The 22,417-nt window shown below is 62.6% G+C and carries 17 protein-coding genes; 2 read left to right on the forward strand and 15 right to left on the reverse strand.

The window, feature by feature from the left end; genetic code table 11:
• Positions 1 to 445 precede the first annotated feature (445 nt).
• The 14 genes from MAXJ12_RS30500 to MAXJ12_RS37285 all read right to left on the reverse strand — a co-directional run bounded on the left by MAXJ12_RS30500 (position 446) and on the right by MAXJ12_RS37285 (position 18,378).
• Positions 446 to 2,035 carry a GMC family oxidoreductase gene (locus MAXJ12_RS30500; RefSeq protein ID WP_008840029.1) on the reverse strand — a complete coding sequence of 530 codons (1,590 nt, stop codon included), beginning with the start codon at positions 2,033 to 2,035 and terminating at the stop codon, positions 446 to 448.
• A complete protein-coding gene (locus tag MAXJ12_RS30505) occupies positions 2,032 to 3,552 on the reverse strand; it encodes an FGGY-family carbohydrate kinase (protein ID WP_008840030.1) in 1,521 nt (506 codons plus the stop codon). Before MAXJ12_RS30505 ends, MAXJ12_RS30500 begins: the two co-directional genes overlap by 4 nt.
• Complete coding sequence (locus tag MAXJ12_RS30510) at positions 3,545 to 4,387, reverse strand: class I fructose-bisphosphate aldolase (protein WP_008840031.1); 843 nt, start codon at positions 4,385 to 4,387, stop codon at positions 3,545 to 3,547. Before MAXJ12_RS30510 ends, MAXJ12_RS30505 begins: the two co-directional genes overlap by 8 nt.
• The gene (locus tag MAXJ12_RS30515) at positions 4,378 to 6,108 is read right to left on the reverse strand and encodes a glycerol-3-phosphate dehydrogenase/oxidase (protein ID WP_008840032.1); all 1,731 of its coding nucleotides are present in this window, start codon (positions 6,106 to 6,108) and stop codon (positions 4,378 to 4,380) included. The genes MAXJ12_RS30510 and MAXJ12_RS30515 overlap by 10 nt, the downstream gene beginning before the upstream one ends.
• 57 nt (positions 6,109 to 6,165) lie before the next feature.
• A complete protein-coding gene (locus MAXJ12_RS30520; RefSeq protein ID WP_008840033.1) occupies positions 6,166 to 7,161 on the reverse strand; it encodes an aldo/keto reductase in 996 nt (331 codons plus the stop codon).
• Positions 7,151 to 8,131, reverse strand: a complete 981-nt coding sequence (locus tag MAXJ12_RS30525) for a sugar-binding transcriptional regulator (protein WP_008840034.1) — start codon at positions 8,129 to 8,131, stop codon at positions 7,151 to 7,153. Before MAXJ12_RS30525 ends, MAXJ12_RS30520 begins: the two co-directional genes overlap by 11 nt.
• A 26-nt stretch (positions 8,132 to 8,157) precedes the next feature.
• Positions 8,158 to 9,102: an ABC transporter permease gene (locus MAXJ12_RS30530; protein WP_050898945.1), complete on the reverse strand. Its 945-nt coding sequence runs from the start codon at positions 9,100 to 9,102 to the stop codon at positions 8,158 to 8,160.
• 74 nt (positions 9,103 to 9,176) lie between these two features.
• Positions 9,177 to 10,709, reverse strand: a complete 1,533-nt coding sequence (locus tag MAXJ12_RS30535; RefSeq protein ID WP_008840036.1) for a sugar ABC transporter ATP-binding protein — start codon at positions 10,707 to 10,709, stop codon at positions 9,177 to 9,179.
• Between the two features lie 85 nt (positions 10,710 to 10,794).
• The gene (locus MAXJ12_RS30540) at positions 10,795 to 11,772 is read right to left on the reverse strand and encodes a substrate-binding domain-containing protein (protein WP_050898947.1); all 978 of its coding nucleotides are present in this window, start codon (positions 11,770 to 11,772) and stop codon (positions 10,795 to 10,797) included.
• Between the two features lie 420 nt (positions 11,773 to 12,192).
• Positions 12,193 to 13,983, reverse strand: a complete 1,791-nt coding sequence (locus MAXJ12_RS30550; protein ID WP_008840039.1) for an ABC transporter ATP-binding protein — start codon at positions 13,981 to 13,983, stop codon at positions 12,193 to 12,195.
• 15 nt (positions 13,984 to 13,998) lie between these two features.
• Positions 13,999 to 14,976 carry a glycosyltransferase family 2 protein gene (locus MAXJ12_RS30555; RefSeq protein ID WP_040588961.1) on the reverse strand — a complete coding sequence of 326 codons (978 nt, stop codon included), beginning with the start codon at positions 14,974 to 14,976 and terminating at the stop codon, positions 13,999 to 14,001.
• Positions 14,977 to 15,019: 43 nt separating this feature from the next.
• On the reverse strand, positions 15,020 to 16,123 hold the full coding sequence (locus MAXJ12_RS30560) for a glycosyltransferase family 2 protein (RefSeq protein WP_040588952.1): 1,104 nt from the start codon (positions 16,121 to 16,123) through the stop codon (positions 15,020 to 15,022).
• A gap of 18 nt (positions 16,124 to 16,141) precedes the next feature.
• Positions 16,142 to 17,344: an acyltransferase family protein gene (locus MAXJ12_RS30565; RefSeq protein ID WP_040588963.1), complete on the reverse strand. Its 1,203-nt coding sequence runs from the start codon at positions 17,342 to 17,344 to the stop codon at positions 16,142 to 16,144.
• A 713-nt stretch (positions 17,345 to 18,057) separates the two neighbouring features.
• On the reverse strand, positions 18,058 to 18,378 hold the full coding sequence (locus MAXJ12_RS37285; protein ID WP_139044132.1) for a hypothetical protein: 321 nt from the start codon (positions 18,376 to 18,378) through the stop codon (positions 18,058 to 18,060).
• Between the two features lie 356 nt (positions 18,379 to 18,734).
• Between MAXJ12_RS37285 and MAXJ12_RS30570 the strand changes: the two genes are divergently transcribed.
• Both MAXJ12_RS30570 and MAXJ12_RS30575 read left to right on the forward strand, forming a co-directional pair.
• Complete coding sequence (locus tag MAXJ12_RS30570; RefSeq protein ID WP_008840043.1) at positions 18,735 to 18,986, forward strand: type II toxin-antitoxin system Phd/YefM family antitoxin; 252 nt, start codon at positions 18,735 to 18,737, stop codon at positions 18,984 to 18,986.
• Entirely contained in the window at positions 18,979 to 19,374 is a 396-nt protein-coding gene (locus MAXJ12_RS30575) for a hypothetical protein (RefSeq protein ID WP_008840044.1), read from the forward strand. Before MAXJ12_RS30570 ends, MAXJ12_RS30575 begins: the two co-directional genes overlap by 8 nt.
• A gap of 370 nt (positions 19,375 to 19,744) precedes the next feature.
• Here MAXJ12_RS30575 and secDF read toward each other — a convergent pair whose 3' ends face one another.
• A complete protein-coding gene (secDF, locus tag MAXJ12_RS30580; protein WP_008840045.1) occupies positions 19,745 to 22,303 on the reverse strand; it encodes a protein translocase subunit SecDF in 2,559 nt (852 codons plus the stop codon).
• Positions 22,304 to 22,417 lie beyond the last annotated feature (114 nt).

The following is a 22,417-nucleotide window of genomic DNA, read 5'->3' on the forward strand; positions in this document are numbered from 1 at the left end:
TCCCCGACTACCGCAACCTGATCAGCAGCAACACGACCGTCAGGGCGGCAAGGCTGAGTCATGGTCCGAGGGCCCGCTGCGCATCGCGGCCGGTTTTCACGGCGCCGGCAGCGATCGTGTATGGCGGGGCTCGGAGCTAAGGGACAGCTTCCATCATTTGGGGGGGACCCTCAGCTTTCTCGTGTCAAAGCCTTCGCAAATGACCGAAAGGGATTTTAGTTTCACATTGCGATAGGTCGGCGCTGATGAAGATCCTGGCGGCGTGGCGGCCCGCCTCCACGGGCACGCTCGAAACCCGACGGCCAGCAATTGACCCATCTGACAGTGGCTGGGTCGATCCGTGCCGGGCATCGCCTTCTTGCCAAGCGATGGCCGATTGCGCCAACCGTGGCCGCGTCGATCGCGAGATTGTTCGAGCGGGCAGCTTCGTGGTAGCTCAGTTCTCTCAGCGGATCATGTCCGCGGCTTTCTCCGCGATCATCACGACGGGCGATGCCGTGTTGCCCGAGACGATCCTCGGCATGATCGAGGCATCGACGACGCGCACCCCGTCGAGCCCGTGAACCTTGAGGTCGCTGCCGACCACCGCCCGATCGTCCTGTCCCATCTTGCAGGTGCCGACCGGGTGGAAGATCGTCGTCGCGATGTTGCCGATCTGGTGCGTCAGGCTCTCGTGCGACTGGTGCGCTGGGCCGGGCAGGATTTCCTCCGGCCGGTAGCGGGCGAGCGCCCTCGCCGTCATGATCCGCCGCACCTGGCGTACGGCCAGGAGCGCGACATGCCGATCGTTCGGCGCCGAGAGGTAGTTCAACCTGATCTCCGGCTGCCGGTCGGGCACGGTCGAAACCGCATGCACGCTGCCGACGCTTTCGGGCCGCAGGTTGCAGACCGAGACCGTGATGGCCGGGAACGGGTGCAGCGGGTCGCCCAGCCTGTCCGTCGACAGCGGCTGCACGTGGTATTCGAGGTCGGGCGTCGCGCGTGAGGAGTCCGACTTCGTGAACATGCCGAACTGGCTCGGCGCCATCGACATGGGCCCCGATTGCATCAGCGCATACTGCAGCGCGATGCGCGCCTTGCCGAGGCGGCTGTTGACCATGCTGTTGAGCGTTGTGGCGCCTGAAACCTTGTAGACGGTGCGGATCTGCAGATGGTCCTGCAGGTTCTCGCCGACGCCCTGGCTCGCATGGACGACGTCGATGCCGAGGTCGTGCAGCACGTCGGGTCGACCGACGCCGGAGAGTTCAAGCAGCCGCGGCGAGTTAATCGAGCCGGCAGCGAGCAGGACTTCGCGATCGGTGGGCGCCTCGTATTGCCTCCCGTCTCGGAGGAAGCGCACTCCCGTCACGCGGCGGCCTTCGAATACGAGGCTCTGCGTCATCGCATTGGTTATCAGGCGCAGGTTGGGCCGCTTCAGTGCCGGTCGCAGGAAGCCCTTGGCGGCGTTCCAGCGGAAGCCGCGCTGCTGGTTGACCTCGAAGAAGCCGGAGCCCTCGTTGTTTCCGTCGTTGAAGTCGGCGCGCGGATTGATGCCGAACTCCTTGGCGCCTTCCTGCACCGCGCGCAGGATGTCCCAAGTCAGGCGCTGCTTTGCCACTTTCCACTCGCCGCCGCTGCCGTGGAGATCGGTCTTGCCGCCATGATGGTCTTCCGACCTCAGGAAATAGGGCAACACGTCGTCCCAGCCCCAGCCGACATTGCCCATCTGACGCCAGCCGTCGTAGTCGGCGGCCTGGCCGCGCATGTAAATCATGCCGTTGACCGAGGAGCAGCCGCCCAGCACCTTGCCGCGCGGATAAACCAGCGAGCGTCCATTCAGACCCGGCTCCGGCGCCGTCTTCATCATCCAGTCGGTACGCGGATTGCCGATGCAGTAGAGATAGCCGACCGGGATATGCACCCAGTGATAGTTGTCCGAGCCGCCGGCCTCGAGCAGCAGGACGCGCGTGGCGGGATTCTGCGTCAGGCGGTTGGCCAGCACGCAGCCGGCCGTGCCGGCGCCGACGATGATGTAGTCGTAGCGTCCGTCGATCATGACGCAACCGGCCCCGGCGATGCCAGTTCCCTCCACAGCGGGTCGACAGCCTCGGTCAGCCGCCTCCAGATCGCGTAACGCCGGTCATAGTGCGCGCGCATCGCCGGATCGGAGCTGTATGCCCGTGCTGGCCTCGCCATGGCGGCGACCGCCTCGGCCTCTGCCGGATAGAGCCCCACCCCGATCGCCGCTGCCATCGCCGCGCCGAGAGCGCCCGTCTCACGTGCCTCAGCCACGGTTACCGGAACCCCCAGGCCGTCGGCAAACATCTGCGCCCAGTGGACAGAGCGCGAGCCACCTCCCGAGAGCGCCGCGGTCGAGAAGGTCACGCCTGCCTCGGCCAGGACTCCGACGTGGCGGCGATGCTCGAACATCACGCCTTCGAAGATCGCGCGCAGCAGGTGGCCCTCGCCGTGCCAGCCGGCAACCCCGAAGAAGCCGCCGCGTTGATGCGAGCCCAGCCGTCCGCCGTAGAGGAAGGGATGGAACAAGGGATCGTCATGCGCCGGGGCAACGTCGGCGACCATTTCATTGACGAAGCCGAACGGATCGTTGTGGTGGCTCCCGCGTTCTACCAGCGCACGCACGTACCATTCGAGGTTGGCGGCCGATGTCGCGCTGTTCTCCATGTTGACGAAAAGGCCGGGCCCGTAGGCGGCGACCATGAAGACGCGATCGTCGCGTACCGGTGCGTCTGAGAAGACCTGATTGATGGACCAGCTGCCCACGACCACCGATGCCGCGCCGGCGCCAACCGCCCCCGAGCCGAGGGCTGATGCGACGACATCGAAATAGCCGGCGACCACGGGCGTGCCCTTCGCCAGCCCGGTCGCGGCGGCTGCGTCGGCCGTCACGACGCCGACTATGCTGGATGGCTGGAGCAATGGCGGCAACCGCGTCGTGGCGTCCTCCAGCCCGTAGAGCGCGAGGAGGCCGGTGTCGTAGACGGCGTCCGGCAGCCGCAGCAGGCCTGCGCCCGACATGTCGGAAATCTCGCTGGCTGGCATTCCGGTCAAGCTGTACGTCAGGATGTCCTTGGCGAACAGCAGCGTCCCGGCCCGCTCGTAAAGTTCCGGCCGGTGCCGCTTGAGCCAGGCGAGCAGGGTGGGCGTCTGAGACGGCCATGGCCTTTGCAAGGCGATCGCGTGCATGTCAGAGCCGACCGCGGTGTCGAGCTCCACAGCAAGCGCGGCAGCGCGCGTGTCGAGCGATTGTATTCCGATCAGAGCCGCGCCGTCCCGGTCAAGAAGGTATAGGCCATTGCCATGTCCTGCCGTGCCTATTGCGGCGATGGCGCCGGAGTCGATGTCGGCCGCGCCGATGCAGCCTGCGATGGCCGCCTTGGCGTTCTCCCAAAGCTCCGGCACCGACCGCTCCACCATGCCGGCGGCCGGCTTATGTGTGGCACCGTCCACCGCATGCGCTGCAAGCTGCCGCCCCTCCAGGTCGAACAGAACCGCCTTGATAACGGTGTTGCCGGCATCGAGTCCGAGCAGGTACGGTCCGCCATCAGCCACGGTTGTATATATCCCAGGTTTCTTCGCCACCGGCCCCTTGATGGATCATGGCCATCAGCGCGTTGACCACGGCCTTCGGGTTGGAATGCTGGTAGATGTTGCGGCCATAGACCATGCCCCTGGCACCCTGCTTCATCAACGCGGCCGATTTCGCCAGCACCGCCTTGAGATCCTCCTTGCCGCCGCCGCGCACCAGAACCGGCACCCGCGCCGCCTCGACGACGCGATGGAACTCCTCCGGATCGTCGGTCGGGTCGGCCTTGATGATGTCGGCGCCCATCTCGGAAGCGAGGCGAACCAGCGTGACGATTTTCTCGGCATTGCCATCGACCTGGTAGCCGCCGCGCACCTCGTTGGGCAGCATGACCAGCGGTTCGATCATGAGCGGCATGCCATAGCGATGGCAGGCCGCCCTTACCTTGCTGATGTTCTCCACGCACTGGCGGAACAGGTCCGGCTCGTCCGGCAACATGAACAGGTTCACCACCACGCAGGCCGCATCCATCTCCAACGCGCCGACGATCGGATCGTCATGGTTCTGCAGCAGTGACCACATCACCTTGTGGCGCTGCGCATTGTAGGGATTGCCCATGTCGATGCGCATCACCAGCGCCGGCTTATCCTTCTCGGGCCTGCCCTGCAGCAGGTCGGCCTGTCCGTAGGCCATCTGGATCGCGTCGGGCCGGGCACGGACCAGCGTGTCGACGACCCCTGCCATATCCTCCAGCCCGACCAGAAAACCAGGCTCGTTACAGACGCCATGGTCGAGCGCCACGTCGAGGCAGCCGCCGCGGGTGAAGAGCCGGTTCATCCGTGCCTTGGTGCTCAGGCGCATTGGGAACTCCTGTCCTTGGATCGTTGTTCGAGCCTGTGGCGGGATACGCCATGGTATTCCGCCAGGTCGTTCGTGAATGCGCCGACCTCCCGGTCCTTCTGCTCTTCGCTCCAGCCGAGCGCGCCGGCCATGATGGCGGCCACGCGGTCGACGATGGTACCTGACACCTCGCCGCGGATCGACAGTGGCGTTCGCCGCACCAGCACGTCCTCCAACCCCACGACGAACTCGTTATGCACGAGGAACAGGATTTCGGCCGCGGTGGTGAGGCAGACCCCGTCGAGGGGTTCGTCGTCGTCGCGACCGAGGCAGTAGGCCAAGACGTCCTCGGCTCGGGTGCCGTAGAGGTCGGCCAGATAGGCCGCACGCGCCGCACTGATGTGGTGCCGCGCGACAAGCGCCGCCGCGAAACCACCGGCGGCGTTAGGAAAGCCAGTGCCCCCTCCGATGGCGAGATCCAGCGTGCCACGCAGCCGACCGCGCGCCAGTTCGGCCAGCACGATGTCGGCGGCCTGCTCGGCAAAGGCGCGAAAGGTCGTCCACTTGCCGCCCACCATGCAGAACTGCGGCACCGTGCCCTCGATGCGACGGATGAAATGGCCGCGCGAGATGCGGCCGGTAAATTCGTGGTCACTTTTCGGCAGCGGACGGATTCCACTGTAGCTGTAGACGACGTGCTCCACTGACAGCGCAATCGCGGGAAACACACCACGCACGGCATCGAGGATGTAGTCCCTTTCCTCTGGCTCGCAGCGCACCCTATCGGCCCGGGCGACGCGGATGTCGGTCGACCCGGCCAAAACCTTGCCGAGATAGGGGAAGACAATGCAGATCCTCCCATCGGCATTCTCGAAGAAGATCATGTGGCCCTGCATTGCGTCGAGCAGCGCAGGGCAGTCGAGGATCAGGTGCGACCCCTTGGTGCCGGAAATCAGGGGCTCAGCACTTGCCCCGCCTTCGGAGAGGCTGGCCAGCGCTGCGTCGAGCCACGCGCCGGTGGCGTTGACCACGGCCTTCGCCGTTACAGGCAGGACTTCTCCGGTCGGGCCGTCGGTGACGGCGAACCCGGCGCCGGATCGCGCGATCTCGGCATGGTTCAGCGCCACGGCCTGTGGCGCCAGCCGCTTCGTGTCGAGGATCAACTCGACGCCCAGACGCTCGGGATAACTGATCCAGGCATCGTGATAGGTGGCCGAGAAACGCAGTCGCGGCGAGAGCGATGGCCAGCGCCTGAGTGTCTCGCGCGCGCTGCGGAAGCGATGTTTCGGCAGGAGGCGACGATGGCGTGTTGTCCAGTCGTAAAGCATGAGCCCGATCTTGATCGGCAACGCGCCCCTGCTTGCCGGGCGGTTGGTTATTCCGAGAAACCCCGCGGCCCCGTTCAGCAGGCCAGACAAGACCGAGTTGATCGGGATGGTCGTCGGCAGCGCGCGCACCATGTGAGGTGCGTTGAGCAGCAGCGCGTCGCGCTCGCGCAGCGATTCCCAGACGAGATCGAACTCGCCGTTCTCCAGGTAGCGTAGGCCGCCGTGGATCATGCGTGAGGGGGCGGCGCTGCAGCCTGAGCAGAAGTCGTTGCGCTCGACGAGAAGTACCCGCAGGCCCTGCAGCGCCAGTTCGCGATAGACCCCGATGCCGTTGATGCCGCCGCCAACGACGATGACGTCGAACGAGGCGTCGTGGCGGATCAAATCGAGGTTAGCGTCTCTCTGTTCGGGCATGGCATGTCGTTCGCCGTCACGGGTGCGGCGCGGGTCCTTGGTCGTTTCGGGTGGCGGTCAGGCGTCGAGATCTGTCAGATGGCGCGTGGCTGCCTCGCTGATTTTGTGGATGTCGGCGGCTGACAAGCGGATGCGCCCCGCCTTGGCGTTTTCCCGAGCCTGGTCCGGATTGCGCGCACCGCACAGAGAGAATGTGATACCGGGCTGCTGGAGGGTCCAGGCGATGACGATCTGGCCCGGAGTCGCCCGGTGCGCCTCCGCGATCGGGCCGATCCCGCGCATCAGCTGCGCCACCTTCTCCCGGTTGGCAATCGAGAAACGCGGATTGCCCTTGCGCTGGTCGTCGCCCTCGAACACGCGCTCCGGACCGATGCCGCCGGAGAGCAGCCCCAGCGCCAGGGACGAATAGCTCAGCGTCGACACGCCGTGCGCGGCGCAGGCGGGCAAGAGCGTGGTTTCGATGCCGCGCCTGATCATCGAGTATTCTTCCTGGACGGCGTCGAGCGAACCGGCAGCCACATAGGCTTCGAACTCGTCGAGCGTCAGGTTGCTCGCCCCCATCGAGCGGATCTTGCCCTGCCGCTTCAGGTCTTCCAGCGTCGCCATCGTCTCCGCGATCGGCGTGGTCGGGTCCTGCCAATGCGTGATGTAGTGGTCGATGTAGTCTGTGCCGAGCCGCTTCAGGCTCTGGTCGAGCTCGTGGATGATCGAGTCCCGCCCGAGATGACGATGGACCGGCTGTCCGTCGTAGTCGAAAAAATGGTTGCCCTGGCTTGTGTGCCAGACGAGGCCGCACTTGGTCGCCAGCACCACCTTGTCGCGCCGACCTCGGATCGCCTTGCCGACGATTTCCTCGGCCAGCCCCATGCCGTAGGCCGGGGCGGTGTCGACGAGGCTGATGCCTTCGTCGAGCGAGGCGTGAATCGCCGCGATCGACCGCTGCTCGTCGGTACCGCCCCACATCCAGCCACCGATGGCCCAGGTGCCGAGCCCGATGGCGGACCCCTTGACGCCGGACGAACCGATCTCCCGGACCAGCATTTCATGCGACATTGTGCAAAGGCTCCATGGCTTCCAGCACGTCGCCAGCCGTCTCCTCGTCGATGACGAGAGCATCGAGGAAGCGGCCGTTGAGGGCGGCGCGGATCGGCAGCACCTTTTCCGGACCGGCCGCGACGCCAATCCTGCGAGGGCATCGCGCCAGTTCAGCCGGGTCGAGCGCGACCAGGCGCGAATTCAGCGGATGGTCGGCCACCGTCCCGTCCTCACGTATCAGATGCGCCAGGAACTCGCCGCGTACGCCGCTCTCGATCAGAAGCTCGCGGCTGGTCTTGGTGAGCGGATTGAGATCGTAGTAGCTGGAGCCTGGCGTCACGATTGAGCCGATGCCGACCAGCGCGATCGCGGCCTTGCGTGCGAGGCCGAAGACGTCCCTGATCGAGGCCATCTCCATCAGCATGTCGCGCTGTTCGCGGCTCTCGGCGAAGAGCGGCGCATGCATCAGCAAGGTCCGGCCGCCCAGCCGCTCGGCGAGCCGCGAGGCCAAATGATTGACGTCGGTGTAGAACTTGCCCTGTACGCCGCCGGTCAACGGAACCACGGTCACGTCGAAAGCGCGCTCGGGCATCATGTTCTCGACGACCGCGCTCACGGCCTTGCCGCCGGTGATTGCGATGATGTCACCGTCGCGCAGCGTCTCCAGCAGCATGTTGGCGGCCGCGCGGCCGACCTGCTGCAGCGTCGTGTCGGGGCTGCCCGGGACTGTCGGCGCGACGACGCTGGCCGAAAGCCCGCCGGTCTCGATCAGACGCGTCTCCAGGTCCACCAGCGGCTGGAACGGGCTCTCAATGGCAACCTTGACCATGCCGAGCTTGCGGCCCTGCACGATGAGGCGGTTCACCTTGGACGGCGACAGGTTCATGGCGAGTGCGATTTCGGATTGCTTCATGCCGTCGACGAAGTGCAACACCAACACCGTGTAGATTTGGCGAATCGCCTCGAAGTCTTCTCTATTTTCAGCCATCAAAATGTCCGTTCGCGCCTTTCCCGTCAGTCGCGCCGCTTGTTAAGATAGTGGTCGATCGTCACCGCGGTGAGCAGGATCGATCCACGGATGATGTCCTGCCAGTATACCGAGACGTCGAGAAGTGCGAGAGAGCTCGACACGACGGAAAGCAGGATCGTGCCCAAAATGGCGCCGAAGATCGTGCCGGATCCGCCCGACAGGCTGGCGCCGCCGATCACGGCCGCCGCGATGACGTTGAGCTCCATGCCGAGGCCGAAGGTTGGCTGGGCCGAGCCGAAGCGGGCCATGTAGATGATGCCGGCCACGCCGCACAGCGCCGAGCAGAGCGTGGTCGTCAGGAACACGACCTTCTTCGTACGGATGCCCGAATAGGCCGCCGCCTTCTCGTTGCTGCCGGTGTAGAACACTTTCCGAAACATCGTCGTGCGCCGCAACAGGAAGTCGAAGACGACGACCACGACGACGAAGATGATGATGACCACAGGGATGACGCCGATAGAGCCCTGTCCTATGAACTTGAACTCCGGCGGCAGCGTGTAGAGGCCGATCGGTCGGCCCCCGGTACCGAGCAGGCACAGGCCGCGCGCTATCACCATCACCGCCAGCGACACGATGAAGTGGTGCAGGCCAACGCGGGTGACGAAGAAGCCCATCGCCGCCCCGATGGCGGTGCAAGCGGCGATAGCCATTGCCGACGCCACCCAGGGATCGACTCCGTTGAGAAAAAGCAGCCCAGCGATCACCATCGCCAGCGCCGTGACCGAACCGACGGAGAGGTCGATGCCGCCCGAGATCAGCAGAATAGTCATGCCGACGACCACCACCCCCTCGACCGCGAAGGCCATCGCCATGGCGCGCATGTTGTTCCAGGTCAGGAAATAGGGCGAAGCAAAGGACATCGCTATGAACAGCGCCAGGATGATGAGAACCAGACCCGTCTCGCGCATCCGCAGCAGTCGTCGCAGCATGTCCACGACGCCGCCCGAGGCGTCATGGTGCTTCCCCGAAGGCGTGGTCACGGTGGACATTGTTCCCTCCGCCCTCATGACGCCACCGGCCGCTGTTCGCCGAGCGACGCGAGATACATGATCCTGTCCTCCGTCATCTCGTCGTCCGTCACCTCGCCGGCGATGCGCCCTTCGCGCACCACAAGGACACGGTCGCACACGCCGATCAGTTCGGGGAGTTCCGAGGAGATCACGACGATGCCGACCCCGCTGCGGGCGAGATCGCGCAGGATGCGGTGGATCTCGGCCTTGGCGCCGACATCAACGCCGCGCGTCGGCTCGTCGAGGAAGATCACCTTCGGGCTGACCGAGAGCATCTTTGCAATGGCGACTTTCTGCTGGTTGCCGCCAGACAATGCCGACACCGGCTGCCCGACATGGCCGTAGCGCAGGTTCAGGCGGGCGCCAAGCCGCTCTGCCTGCTCGTTTTCCCGGCCGTCGTCGATGAGGCCCCCGCCGGCGGCGGCAATCTGCTCGACGCAGAGCGCTGACACATTCGCGGCGATCGACATGTCGAGGAACAGGCCGTCGCCCTTGCGATCCTCAGACAGGTAGACAAGGCCCTCCGCGATGCTGTCGGCATAATGCGCTAGCCGCAGCGCGCGCCCGTGCAGCGACACCTCGCCGGTCACCTCGCCCTCCAGCTTGCAGATGCCCTTGACGATCTCGCTGCGGCCCGCCCCGATCAGTCCGGCGAGGCCGAGGATTTCGCCCTTGCGGAGCTCAAACGAAACCTCGCGGAAACGATTGCGCTCCGTCAGGTCGTGCACGTCGAGGATGATCTCGTCGGAACGTTCGCCGACGCTCAGCTTAGGCGGGTAGAGACTGTCTATCACGCGCCCGACCATCGCGCTGACGACCTCGCCAGGCGTCGTGTCCGAGACGTTCATGGTCGTGATGAACTGGCCATCGCGCAGAACGGTGACACGATCGCAATTGTCGAAGATCTCCACCATGCGGTGGGAGATGTAGATGATCGAGATGCCCTGACCGGCCAGCTTATGCATGATCTCGAAGAGGATCTGCGCCTCGCGCTCTGTCAGCGCGGCGGTCGGTTCGTCGAGGATCAGCACGCGGCAGTCGAGCGTGAGGGCTTTGGCGATCTCGACCAACTGCTGCTGCGAGATAGAGAGCGAGCGCACCGGCACGACAGGATCGATGTCGCCGAGGCGGCGCAGGATCTCGCCTGAGCGTCGCTCCAGCCCGCGAAAGTCCATCAGCAGCGCGCGGCTGGAATTGGTCGCAGCCATGAAGATGTTCTCCGCGACCGTTATGTCCGGGCAAAGCGCGATCTCTTGGTGCACGAAGCCGATGCCGAGCGCCTGCGCCCTGGCTGGGGAGGTGATGGTGACGGGATTGCCGTCGAGTCTGATCTCGCCGCTGTCGGGGCGCAGGATGCCGTCGATTATATTCATCAGCGTCGACTTCCCTGCGCCGTTCTCGCCGGCGAGCGCGTGTATCTCGCCCCTGCGCAGTTGGAAATCGACTTCGCGCAGCGCACGAACCGGCCCGAAAGATTTGGATAGCTTGGTGATCTCGAGGATCAGGTCGTCTGCGCCGGCCGTCATCGATTCTGTTCCATGAAGAATGTGTGGCTTACGATGCCCGCGCCGGGTGGCGTGGCGCGGGCATCGTCGTAGCGGTCCGCCGCGCTCAGCTCGGATCGCGTCCTTCCATGTATTTGTTCAGGTCGAAGGAATCGGCGTTGTCCTTGGTGATGACCGCGAACCCGTTGTCGATGAACGGCACCTGCATCGGGTTGTAGCCCGAGACTTTGTAGTCGTTGAACGGGTCGAACATATCCGGATGTGCAGCCAGGAAAGCGGCAATGAAACCCATGAAGCCCTGGACCCCCTGGTTGGGGTTGAGCGACATATGGACATTGCCTGCCTTGATGTGCTCCAGGGTCGCCGGCGTCACGTCGGCGTGGATGATCAGAACCTTGGCCTTCGCCTCGAGCACCGCTGAGACCGCGCCCTCGGCTGAACCAGCCTCCGGTATCCACATCGCCTTCAAATTCGGGTTGGCCTGCAGGATCGAGGCAGTCGCCCGATTGGCGGCATTGCTGTCCTGGTTGGTGGCCTGGCGGCCGACCAGCTTCATGTTCGGATAGTTCTTCTCCATATACGCGATGAGCGCCGTGACGCGGAGGTCGTGGTTGCTCTGGCCGGGGTTTTCCAGGACGGCATATTCGGCGCTGTCACCGACCTGCTTGACGATCTCCTCGGCCGCGAACTTGGCCTCGGCAAGATTGTCCGAGGTGATGTAGGCGGTGCGCTTGGAGTTGGGCGAGTCGGCCGCAAACGTCACCACGTCGACGCCGCTCTCGATAGCGCGGTTGATCGGCTCGATGAACGGATCCGATTGCATCGGATGAAGCAGGATGCCGGCCGGGTTCTTGACCAGATCCTGTTCGAACGAGGCGATCTGCTTCGTGATGTCGTAGTCGGGCGTACCCGAAAATGCCGTCTCACAGCCCATCGCCTCGGCCGCCTGCTTGAAGCCCTGGTACACCGGCACCCAGTAGGGATGGGCCGAAACCATGACGTTCATGATGTAGGTTTCGCCCGGTTCGCACTGGAATTTGCTCTGGGCGGATGCGTCCCCCGCCGAGACGAGGGCAAGGGTCATCGTCGCCGCGGCCAAAGGCCGGGCCAGTCCAAAATTCTTCTTCATGGTCTCCTCCGCGTTGTCTCCCGCAATGCCGGCAGCATCATGGGGGGTCTGCAAGAAATTTCACCTGGCGAAATTTCTCGCGATACTGCTGATGTGCCAGCGAGCGAGGAGCATGTCAAGCGAAATGCATGAAAATTCGATACGTGAAATTTCTTGCACTATGGGGGCGCGCAGACCCGACGACGCAACCAAGTCGAACAGGAACGTCCAAAGGCTGGTCAGCTGGACCAAATGCGCGCTGCGCAAGCTCACCGAGCCCTTTCCGGTCGGTGAGCCGCTCCCTGCCCTGTCAACGCTTTTTGCGCCAGTTTTTAACGATTTGTGGGTTCTTCACGGATGCGGCGTCGAGGGAAACTCTGCCTCTTTCCCGATGGATCAGCCTTTGTCGGATGTCTCGTGCTCATAGAGCTCGTCCATGCTCAAAGATGCCAGCTTGGCCAATGATGCCGCGCTCTTTATTCGGCCGCCGCCAAGGACAACGACATCATCGCAGAACGAAATCGTGCTGCGATGATGGCTGATGACGATCGTCGTGCGACGGTTCGCCCTCAACTTGAGTGTTTCGACGATCGCGGCTTCGGAGAGTCCATCCACGGCATTGGTAGCCTCGTCCAGGATGAGGATATCGGGATCGCGCGCCAGAGCCCTGGCGAGGGCGATCCGCTGCCGTTGTCCGGCCGAGAGGTTGACGCCTCGGTAGCCGACGATTGTTTGGTATCCCTGAGGCAGATTCATGATGAATTCGTCGGCCTCGGCCATTTTTGCGGCGCGCTGCGCGTCAATGACCGTCGCCAGGTCAGAACCGTATGCGATGTTGTCCAAGATGGTGCCATCGACGAGCTCCAGATCCTGGCTGGCCAGCGCGATGCGGCTTCGCCACTGGGTTGGGTCAATCTCGTTCAGCGGCATGTCATCGACGAGGATCACACCTGCGTCCGGTTCCACAAACCGGCATAGAAGGTTGACGATTGTGGTCTTGCCTGCGCCCGATCGGCCGATGATTGCGGTGGAGCGGCCGCCGCGGATTTCAAAGCTCGCCGAGCGCAATACCGCCGCGCCGGAATCCGAACCGGGATACCTGAATGTCACGTCGTCAAATTTCATTTGCCGCGAAAGGCCGTGAAAGGCTGCGGCGCCTTGGGGCGGTTGCGGCTTGTCGGACGGATCCAGCAGCCATCGCACCTCCTCGAGCGACCCGCTCCATCCTTGAAGCTGGCTCCAGGACATCTGCAGGGCACGCATATGCGGTTGCAATCTGTAGAGCAGAACCACGAAGGCGACGATGACCGGAAAGCTGACGCCGGCATGCCATGCCCCCACAACCGCGCCCAGGAAGAGAACTGCATGGAGCACCTCGGTGAGCGGCGGCAATGCCCCCTGGCGCACCTGCAGGACGAGCCCCGCCCTTCGAACGGCATCCGATGCGGCATCAAATACAGCCTGTTCCTTTGCTTCCTGCCCGAAAATGCGGATAAGCCGTCCCGCGTGCACAAGGTGAAGCATGCGCGAGGCAAGCTCGCTGTTGCGCGAGGTGACGCTGCGGCTGGGCGCCTTCAAGCTCGCGGAGAGCGCTGCATGCGCCAACTGTACCAAGGCCAAGCCGAGGGCCACCAGCAACGTCATCTCCCAGGACAGGAAGACAAGGAAAGCCAGCAAAATGACGGCGGCCGACATATTGACCATGGCGGCCAGGGCCGTCTGGATTGCGTCCGACGCACGCCAGGACTCGTTGGAGATGATGTTCAGCAGCCGTCCGGGGCTCTGCTGAAGGAAAAACGGAAATCCAACCTTCAGGAGTTGTTCCGACAGCGCGCTTCGTATGGAATGGCTCGCCTTGCCATAAATGAAGGTGGTGAGGACTGTGTTTGAGAACGCCAGGACATTCTTCAATGTGATCAGGGCGAGGATGATGGCGGAAATGAACAGCAGCCTCTGCCCTTCGCCCAGACCCGAACCGACCTGCTGGAATGCCGCGGAGATGCCGCCCATGTCGGGGGTATCCCCTTGGCCGGCGATGATGCTCAGCATGGGGATGATCAGGCCGATGCCGACGCCTTCGAGTGCGGCACTGGTAAGGCCGAGAATGACCACGACCGGAAGCAGGCGCAGTTGCGGTCCCAGCGCTTTACGGAGCGTCGGCAGTCCTGGCAATTTGGGCCGTAGCATGACGTATCTCGCCTTCTAGGTCGTTGCTTGTTGGGGCTGCCGCACTTCGCCATGCGGCGCGGGCTTCGTCAGCGACAGGCGCGTATACTGAGCCGCTCCCAGCAGGTTCATGAATACGATCGGCCAGTGAGACAGACGCAGTTCGGGATCGAATGGCGGCCCGCCGACAAGCTCCCGGCATGCCGATTTCACCGCCCAATAGAAATGGCGCAGCAGCCAGGGCGCGTGTCGAATGTGCTTCAGGTAGAGCCCGCCATTGCCGAAGCTGTAGTTCCGGTGGAGCCCATCGACTTCCCGGCGAAGACCACGCCCGTGATGGTGGAACACCGTCATGTCGGGCACGTATTCGACGGGAATCCCCAGCAGGAATGCGCGCACCAGATAGTCAGTGTCCTCCGCCGAGCGCAGAGGTCCTCCAACGCCGAACCGTTCGTCGAAACGGCCCACCTTGATGGCTACTTCGCGTGTCATCGTCATGTTGCAGCCAAGCACAAAGCCACCCGGAGGCATGGCCCGCTCAAGTCGCGCGCGTGTTGGCGAACGCTTTATCGTGAACGGCAGATCTTCCGAATTTCCAAGCTCGACGCGGCCGCCCCTGATGCAGGGCTCGCCAGTTGCGTAGTGCCGGTCCAGGTCGCGAAGATAGTTGCGATGGACTTCGCAATCGTCGTCGATGAATATCAAGACCTGGCCCCGCGCTCGCTCAAGTCCGGCATTGCGTGCGGCCGAGAGTCCAGGCCTTGGCTCACAAACGATCGTTATCGCAAGGTTCGACCTTTCGGCGATGCGCGCAAGGCGCTGCAGGCTGTCGTCAGTGGAGCCATTGTCGACCACCACGAGTTCCGCTGGACAGGCTGCATAGGATTGGCAGGCAATCTGGATGGATTTGATGCATGCCTCCAACGCGGCCGCCCGGTTGCGTGTGCAAACGATGAAGCTTGCCCGAGGTGGGGCCGCCTGCCCGGCGACCGCGGGATCAGCAATGGCAGTCATTTGCAGGACCGAGCCGCCTGTCGGGTTGCTGGATCGGGACATGCTAGGTCGACCGTTGGTGTTGCAGAATGGCTGACGCCGGGATCGATTGCCAATGTCGCGCTATTGCGTCGAAACGCTTGTTTGCCGCGATTGAAAGGCGGCTCAGCTGCGGCGCCAAAGCGCCGACGCGCAGCCCGTAGCGTTCACGCCGGCGGATCTTTCCCCACTTGGCCGTTCGGTTCAGGAATTCATGCGTGAGCTGCGGCTGCTGCTCGTCTCCTATCATCTGGTAAAGGAAATAGAAGAGATTGAGAGCGCCTTCCTCATAACTTGGCCTCGTTTCGGGCGGTTGGGCGGAAATGCTCTCTCCAAGCGCGAGAATGGTCCTGGCTGCGCTCCGAACCGTGTCCATGGTTACGGCTTTGCCGATGTCGAGCAGCACGCCGGCGTCGGCGACCAGCGCTTCTCTGGTCAGGTTCTCGACGACAATTTTCAGGTGCGTCCGGCGCATCGGGCGCTTGTGCTTGTTGGTGACGCTCTCGTCGTGGACGCGGTAAGCAAGCAGGCTGTCGGCGATCATTGCCGCCTCGAACCGCTCGGTAATTCGCCTGAAAAGATCAAAGTCCTCCGCATGGACGTAGCTTGCATCGTAGAAGAGTACGTCCTGTGGGATGACCCGCCGGTTATAGACGACTGTGGGATGGATGAAGATCGTGAAGAAATTCGACAATATGCGCAGGCTGCATTGCCAATAGATCGGATCGGGGGCGCCGCTCAGAATGCGACGGCCCAGAAGCCTGTCGACGCCCGTGCTGCAAATGGCAAGCTGCGGCTGCTGGTCGAATAACGCCACTTGCCGGGAAAGGCGTGTTGGATAGGCAATGTCGTCCGCGTCCATCCTGGCAATGAGATCGCCGCGCGCCATTGCGAGCCCCTCATTCAGGGTCGCGATGAGCCCGCGGTTCTCACGCGAGACGAGGGTGATACGATCGTCGGTCTTGCGGTACCGCTCCAGGATTGCGAGCGAATTGTCCGTCGATCCGTCATCGATGGCGATGAGTTCCAGGTGCGGGCAGTCCTGGCGCAGAATGCTCTCGATGGCTGCGATGAGGTAGCGTTCGGCGTTGTAGACCGGGAGCAATACGGAGACCAAATGAGGGGACATTGTCGGGCTCGGACCAGTTCAGTGGATGTTTGAAACCCGAACTTCTCGACGGCTGTCAGCCGGCTCGAGGAGGGACGTTGATTTTCCAGCGCTCGCGCCTTGTGCAAGCCATCCAGCGGAGCGAGGCGCTCTGGCAGGAACTATGGGGGCGGCTTTGTTCTGGGGTGAGAGGACGTAGGGGAAATAGCGTTTCAGGCCGTTGATGGGCCTCTCGAAGAACAGCCACGAAATCAAGGCAACGATCAGCGTGGCAGTTCCGGCAACCAGAAGCCTGCCCGCGCCCTGGCTGGAGACATTGACCGGAATCCAGGGCTGGGCCTTTACCACCAGCGACAGGGCAATCGGATGGAACAAGTAGACGCCGTAGCTGACGCGTCCAAACCCGGTCAGCAGCGGGGATTCGGCCAGCCTGCCAACGGAACCGCCAATTCCGGACGAACAGCAGCCGACCAGCATTACCAGCGGCAGCAGCGGAAGAACTTCCGACGCGATCCAAAGCGCCCACGCCTGCTGCGGCGTAACCGATGAGGGAGCAAGCCAGTGAGCAGCCAGGAACGCGCTGGCGAGCGGCATCCAGCCCAGCCTCATCCAAAGTGGCCAGATCGCGCTTCTCGCTCGATAGGCGGCGAGCAGAGCGCCGGCTGCAAGTGCGTCCATGGAGGCAGGCGGGAGCAGGTCGCGCGCGACAGAGGGCGTGCCCGTGATCGGCCAGTAGAAGCGGTAGGCCAGGGAAAAGGCGATGACGCCTACGCAAATGCGTTCGATCGACTGGCGCGGCGCATACAGGATGACGAGCGGCCAGATGATGTAGAACTGCTCCTCGATGCTGAGGCTCCAGGTATGGCACAGAACCCACGGGTCCCAGGCGTCGCGCAGCGCATACCAGTAGTTGGACAGATAAAGGGCGTGCCAGGTCAGTACGACGCGGGACTGCTCAAGGCCGGCCAGCCAGACGAAAGCCAACACTGCAAAATAAGGCGGAAAAATCCGCAGGGCACGGCGCGAATAGAATGCCTTGAGCGCGGTAGCGGGCTTGAACTCCCCGGCCGATCGAGCCTCCAGCAGCAGACGCGTGATCAGGAAGCCGCTGAGGATGAAAAACAGGCGTACGCCGAGGTGGCCCCAGTTCGAGCCGTCCGAGTCGAAAAAATGCGCATACAGCACCATCGACACCGCAAGCGCCCGCAGCGCGTCGAGCTGGCGATCCCGCGCATGCAACATCGACTTGCCGCCTTCGGCGCTAGGCATCGCGATCAAACACCCGCCGGACCGGCCTGAAAGCTCGAAAACAGCAAATTTGACGCACAATTCATCAACTGCCCCTTTAGCAGACAAAGCATCCCAACAGCTAACATCCCCCTGAACTCCGATATTGATTACAGTGGGAAATATGGCGCGCCTTAGGCAGGATTTACCGGGATTGCGTCTCTCTGGTAATATTTTGTAACATCAGGAAATGACCCCTTATTGTGATTTTGCAGGCAAAAGAGCCTCCAAAATAGATTTCAAATTACTGAAATCTACTTCCGATCCGCTGGATTGTATTTGGCAGATAAACTCATCGCGGTTTGAGTGTAATGCGGCCCGATAAGCGAAAGAGAACGCGAATGGGTCATCAATTTCGAGGGCTAAATTGCAAGCGGTACTCTCCAGCACTCGCATGAAGCGAGAAGCAGGTCTCGCCGGATGTTTCGGGCCCACTACACTTCGTCCACGCCCAATATTCCGCGGCGCACGGTCACGAATAAACGTCAAACGAGGAGATTTGACCCCGATTGGCACATTCCAAAGTCGGACTGCAAAGGACGCCTTTGCCCGGGTTGTTGCCACTCGCATCGTCTACTAGGCGAGCCATACTCCACCAATGCCTAAATCTCCCAGCTTTCGGGAATCCTTTCTACTCCCGTCGCCTCGCGCTCACTTCCGCACGCGTCTCAAACCGGCTCTGTTGGTTTCAAGATGAAGCTGACGTGATGGCCGCAGCGCGATGTCTCGCGCCCATTGGGTTGTGATGCGGCAAAGGAGCTGTTTACTATGGCGCCGCCGCTTCCATCACCATCGCCATTTCGCTTTCCTCGAGCCGGACCTGTGCAGCGATCAAAAACGCTCGAGAAACAGGCCAGTTTGCCGATCGACTCCTGATAATCGAGCGGGCGATACTCCATGACAATGCGACGGGATGTAGCCTCTTCCGTCACCACGGCCAACAGTGCGTTCGCATACACATTCCAGACCAACCGAACCGCACTCAGCAATGAACGGACAACTCCGCTCTTTCGAGCGGATCGATCCTGATAAGAATGGTGGCGGTTGTGCCCAGCCCCTCACCACGATGTGGAAGCGATTTACGTCCGGTTCGCGCGCTTCAGATATAGTCGATCCTGCTGAGATTGAGGACGGGAAAGGACGGCGAAATCAGCAACCAGTTTCTTCCAGCTCGTTCAGATTTCCAGCAAGAGAAACCCAATGAACCCACTGCGACCGCAGGGATTCAGCCGACGCAATACGCAGAAGTCCACGTTTCGGTTAGGGGCTGGGCGGTCGCGCGCCACCATTTCTTGCTCTTCTTACGTGAATTACCTATTATAGGTACTTCAAAAGGAAGTAGGCGATGAAGCAATTCACATTCTCGGACATGAATCGCGTGTCTGGCGAAATCCTCGAAACGGCATTGATCGAGCCGGTGGCCCTGACCAAGCGCGGCAAGGAAAAGCTCGTCATCCTGTCGGCTGCTCAGTACCACCAACTCGTCGGCCAGCCGCATTCGGTCGCCTATACGCTCGAGGACGCACCAGATGAAGTCCGCAAGGAACTCATGACTGGACTGGATGCAATAATTTCCGGCGACACGCCCGATGCTTAAAGCCGGCGATCTGCTCCGATATTGCTACCTATGGGCGCGGGAAGCAGACGCCGGCGAGGAATCCGGACGCAAGGCGAGGCCGGTTTGCATCGTTGTCCGGACGCCAGCAACGCCCGCAGCCTTGTTTCTCTTTCCGCTGACTTCGCAAAAACCCGACCGGTCGCGCCCGCATCTCGCCATCAGCGAAATCGAATGCCGCCGCGGCGGCCTCGACTATCCGTCATGGCTGATCCTGGACGAATTTAACCGGGTGCAGGTCGATGAAGCCTATGATCTGGTGACGACGAAGCCGATCGGCGCATTCAGTCCCGCATTTGTCCGCAAGATTGCTGGCGTGATCAAAGAGACGGCGGCGCAGCGTCGATTGCGCAGCATCCTTCGCAAATAGCCGGACTGATTTTCTTGGCAGGCCTCCCCTCGCACTCCCCTCCCCGACCACGGCCGCCGCTCCGTTTCATGATGCAGGCCACCTCAGCCTGTCGTCATTGTCGGCAAGTCGAACGCCGTAGCCAGGTCGTGGACCACTCCAGCGAGAAGGCGACGGAGAACCGGCCTGCGGCCGGTTGGCGATTTGCCGATTGATGATGCTGATAAGCGACAGGGGCTGATCAGCTGGGGCAGATATCCCCGACGGCTGTCCAAGCCAAGGTTCTGGCAGGCGACCCGCATCGACGGGCAGAATACCCGTCGATGATCTCAAGCCGGCCCCGGCGCGTAAACCGGCCAATTGCAAGAACGATTCAGCGCCCATCGTTGCGTCAAGTCTCGGCCTGCCGCGGCGGCGTCCCTTCCGCCATTTCAGTTTCCTCCCGGCTGAGACCGCCCGGCCGGAGTTTGAACAGGATCAGGAGCGGCCCGGCGACAAAGATGGATGAATAGGTCCCGGCGAGGATGCCAAAGATCATCGCGACCGTGAAGGACTGAATGACCTCGCCGCCCCAGATGGAAAGCGCCGCAAGTGCAAACAGTGTTGTCACACCGGTCAGAACCGTACGCGCCAGCGTCTGGTTCATCGACAGGTCGAGCAGCTCAGGGATCGCCATCCTTTTGTATCGACGCAAATTCTCACGCACGCGGTCATAGACGACAACCGTATCGTTGATGGAGTAGCCGACGATCGTCAGGATCGCGGCTATCGAGGTCAGGTTGAATTCGATGCCCGCGACGACATAGAAGCCGATCATCAGGATCACGTCGTGGAATGTCGAGATGATGGCGCCGAGTGCGAACTGCCACTCGAACCTGATCCAGATGTAGACGAGCATAGCCAGCAACGAGGCGAGCACGCCCATTGTGCCGTTGAACGCGAGTTCCGAGGATACCGTGGGACCGACAACCTCGATGCGGCGGAACTCGTAGTCGGACTCGAGCGCGCTCCTAACCTTTTCGACGGCGGACTGCTCGGCAATGTCGCCACCCTCCTGAGAGCCGATGCGGATCAGCACCTCCCGCGCCGACCCGAACTCCTGCACCTGTACCTCGCCCAGTTCGAGAGCGGTTAGCCGGTCGCGGATGTCCCCGATGTCGGCCTGCCCGCCCTTTGCCCGCACTTCAATGCTCGAACCGCCGCGGAAGTCGATGCCGTAGTTCATGTCGACCGTGAAGAACAGCGCTGCCGAAGCGATCGACAGCAGCAGGGACAGTGTGAAGGCGTACTTTCGGAATGCCATGAATGGCACGCGCGTGTCGTCAGGCACCAGGCGCACGACACCGCTGGGTATGGCTTTCGGGCGCTGTCGGCGAAGCCAGAATGCGACCAGCCAGCGTGTCAGCGTGAAGGCTGTGAACACAGTGGTGACGATGCCGATGGCGAGTGTCACAGCAAAACCCTTGATCGGGCCCGAGCCGAGGAAGAACAGGATGATAGCGGCAATCAGCGTCGTCACATTTGCATCGACGACGGTCGCCAGCGCCTGTTTGAACCCGGAATCCATCGACTGTACGATAGACCGTCCTTGGCGGCTTTCTTCGCGAACCCGCTCAAAGATGATCACGTTGGAATCGACCGCCATACCCATGGTCAGCACGATTCCGGCGATGCCAGGCAGCGTCAGCGTCGCGCCGAGAATGGACAGGACGGCGATGATCAGTGCAACGTTGGCCAGGAGCGCGATATTCGCGATCAGCCCCAGTCGTCCATAGGCGAACAGCATGAAGCCGACGACGAGGAACCCGGCGATGATCGACGCGAACTGGCCCGCCTGGATCGAGTCGCTACCGAGGCTCGGACCGACGGTGCGCTCCTCGACGATGGTGAGGTCGGCAGGCAGAGCGCCAGCGCGCAGCAGGACCGCGAGGTCGTTCGCGCTCTGCACCGTGAAACTGCCGGAAATCTGCCCGGTTCCGCCCAGTATCGGCTCGCGGATCTGGGGTGCGGAGATCACCTCGTCATCAAGGATGATGGCGAACAGCCGTCCGACATTGGTCTGCGTGGCCTGACCGAAGCGGGTGGCCCCACGGTTGTCGAAGCGGAACGAGACAACAGGCTCGTTCGTGCGCTGGTCGAAGGTCGCCTGCGCGTCGACGAGATTCTCGCCGGAGACGATGATGCGGTTCTCGATCAAATAGGGAACCGGAGGATCGTCCGTTGAATACATCACCGTCGAGCCCGCCGGCGGGCGGCCGGAGATCGCCTCCTCGACCGGCATCGACTGGTCGACCATCTGGAAGGTCAGTTTGGCGGTCTGGCCGAGTATATCCTTCAGTCGCTGCGGATCCTGAAGGCCTGGCACCTGGACCAGGATGCGGTCCGATCCCTGGCGCTGGATGACCGGCTCGGTCGTGCCGAGCTCGTTGACACGTCGACCCACCACCTCGATCGATTGAGTCAGTGCTGCGGCGACGCGATAGTCGAGGCCCGCTTCGGTCGGGGTGATGCGCAGCAGGCCCGGTTCCGGCTCGGCCATCTCCATCTCGATCACGGAGCCAGCGGTAAAGAGGCCTGTCGAGATCGGCTGCGTCAGGCTTTCGAGCGCGCTCTTCGCTGCTTCGATCTGACCTTGGTCGCGGATGCGAACCTGGACATAATTGCTGGCGCCGGTAAGCCCAGTATAACCAATCTGGGCATCGCGCAGCGATGTGCGGATCTCGTCACGCGCCGATTCCAGGCGCTCATTGGCGAGGTCCTGCCGGTCGATCTGAAGCAGGATGTGCGAGCCGCCCTGCAGGTCCAGTCCCAGCGTCAACTGCTGCTTTGGCAGCCAATTCGGCAGCGACGCCAGAGTGGAGGCGGGAACCAGGTTCGGGGCTGCGTACAGGACGCCAGCCAGGACTGTCAGCCAGATGAGAATCGTCTTCCAGCGCGAAAAATGCAGCATATTCTTGTCCCTCAGCCCATATCGGGCGGGAAAACCGCCTCCGATAGGTGCTTGGCGTTCCGATCGGCGAACTCGACAAGAGCCCGAACGGAACGCGATGTGAAGTTTTTGGGA

Source organism: Mesorhizobium alhagi CCNWXJ12-2 (assembly GCF_000236565.1).
In the GTDB taxonomy this organism is placed as follows: Bacteria; Pseudomonadota; Alphaproteobacteria; order Rhizobiales; family Rhizobiaceae; genus Allomesorhizobium; species Allomesorhizobium alhagi.

Bases quoted from the DNA above. Each gene is read 5' to 3' on its own strand.
- MAXJ12_RS30575 (WP_008840044.1), top strand. From the start codon at position 18,979: ATGCTTAAAGCCGGCGATCTGCTCCGATATTGCTACCTATGGGCGCGG.
- MAXJ12_RS30550 (WP_008840039.1), bottom strand. From the start codon at position 13,983: ATGCTACGGCCCAAATTGCCAGGACTGCCGACGCTCCGTAAAGCGCTG.
- MAXJ12_RS30515 (WP_008840032.1), bottom strand. From the start codon at position 6,108: ATGCCCGAACAGAGAGACGCTAACCTCGATTTGATCCGCCACGACGCC.
- MAXJ12_RS30540 (WP_050898947.1), bottom strand. From the start codon at position 11,772: ATGACCCTTGCCCTCGTCTCGGCGGGGGACGCATCCGCCCAGAGCAAA.
- MAXJ12_RS30525 (WP_008840034.1), bottom strand. From the start codon at position 8,131: ATGGCTGAAAATAGAGAAGACTTCGAGGCGATTCGCCAAATCTACACG.
- MAXJ12_RS30555 (WP_040588961.1), bottom strand. From the start codon at position 14,976: ATGACTGCCATTGCTGATCCCGCGGTCGCCGGGCAGGCGGCCCCACCT.
- MAXJ12_RS30530 (WP_050898945.1), bottom strand. From the start codon at position 9,102: ATGCTGCGACGACTGCTGCGGATGCGCGAGACGGGTCTGGTTCTCATC.
- MAXJ12_RS30500 (WP_008840029.1), bottom strand. From the start codon at position 2,035: ATGATCGACGGACGCTACGACTACATCATCGTCGGCGCCGGCACGGCC.
- secDF (WP_008840045.1), bottom strand. From the start codon at position 22,303: ATGCTGCATTTTTCGCGCTGGAAGACGATTCTCATCTGGCTGACAGTC.
- MAXJ12_RS30565 (WP_040588963.1), bottom strand. From the start codon at position 17,344: ATGTTGCATGCGCGGGATCGCCAGCTCGACGCGCTGCGGGCGCTTGCG.
- MAXJ12_RS30535 (WP_008840036.1), bottom strand. From the start codon at position 10,709: ATGACGGCCGGCGCAGACGACCTGATCCTCGAGATCACCAAGCTATCC.
- MAXJ12_RS30570 (WP_008840043.1), top strand. From the start codon at position 18,735: ATGAAGCAATTCACATTCTCGGACATGAATCGCGTGTCTGGCGAAATC.
- MAXJ12_RS30560 (WP_040588952.1), bottom strand. From the start codon at position 16,123: ATGTCCCCTCATTTGGTCTCCGTATTGCTCCCGGTCTACAACGCCGAA.
- MAXJ12_RS30510 (WP_008840031.1), bottom strand. From the start codon at position 4,387: ATGCGCCTGAGCACCAAGGCACGGATGAACCGGCTCTTCACCCGCGGC.
- MAXJ12_RS30520 (WP_008840033.1), bottom strand. From the start codon at position 7,161: ATGTCGCATGAAATGCTGGTCCGGGAGATCGGTTCGTCCGGCGTCAAG.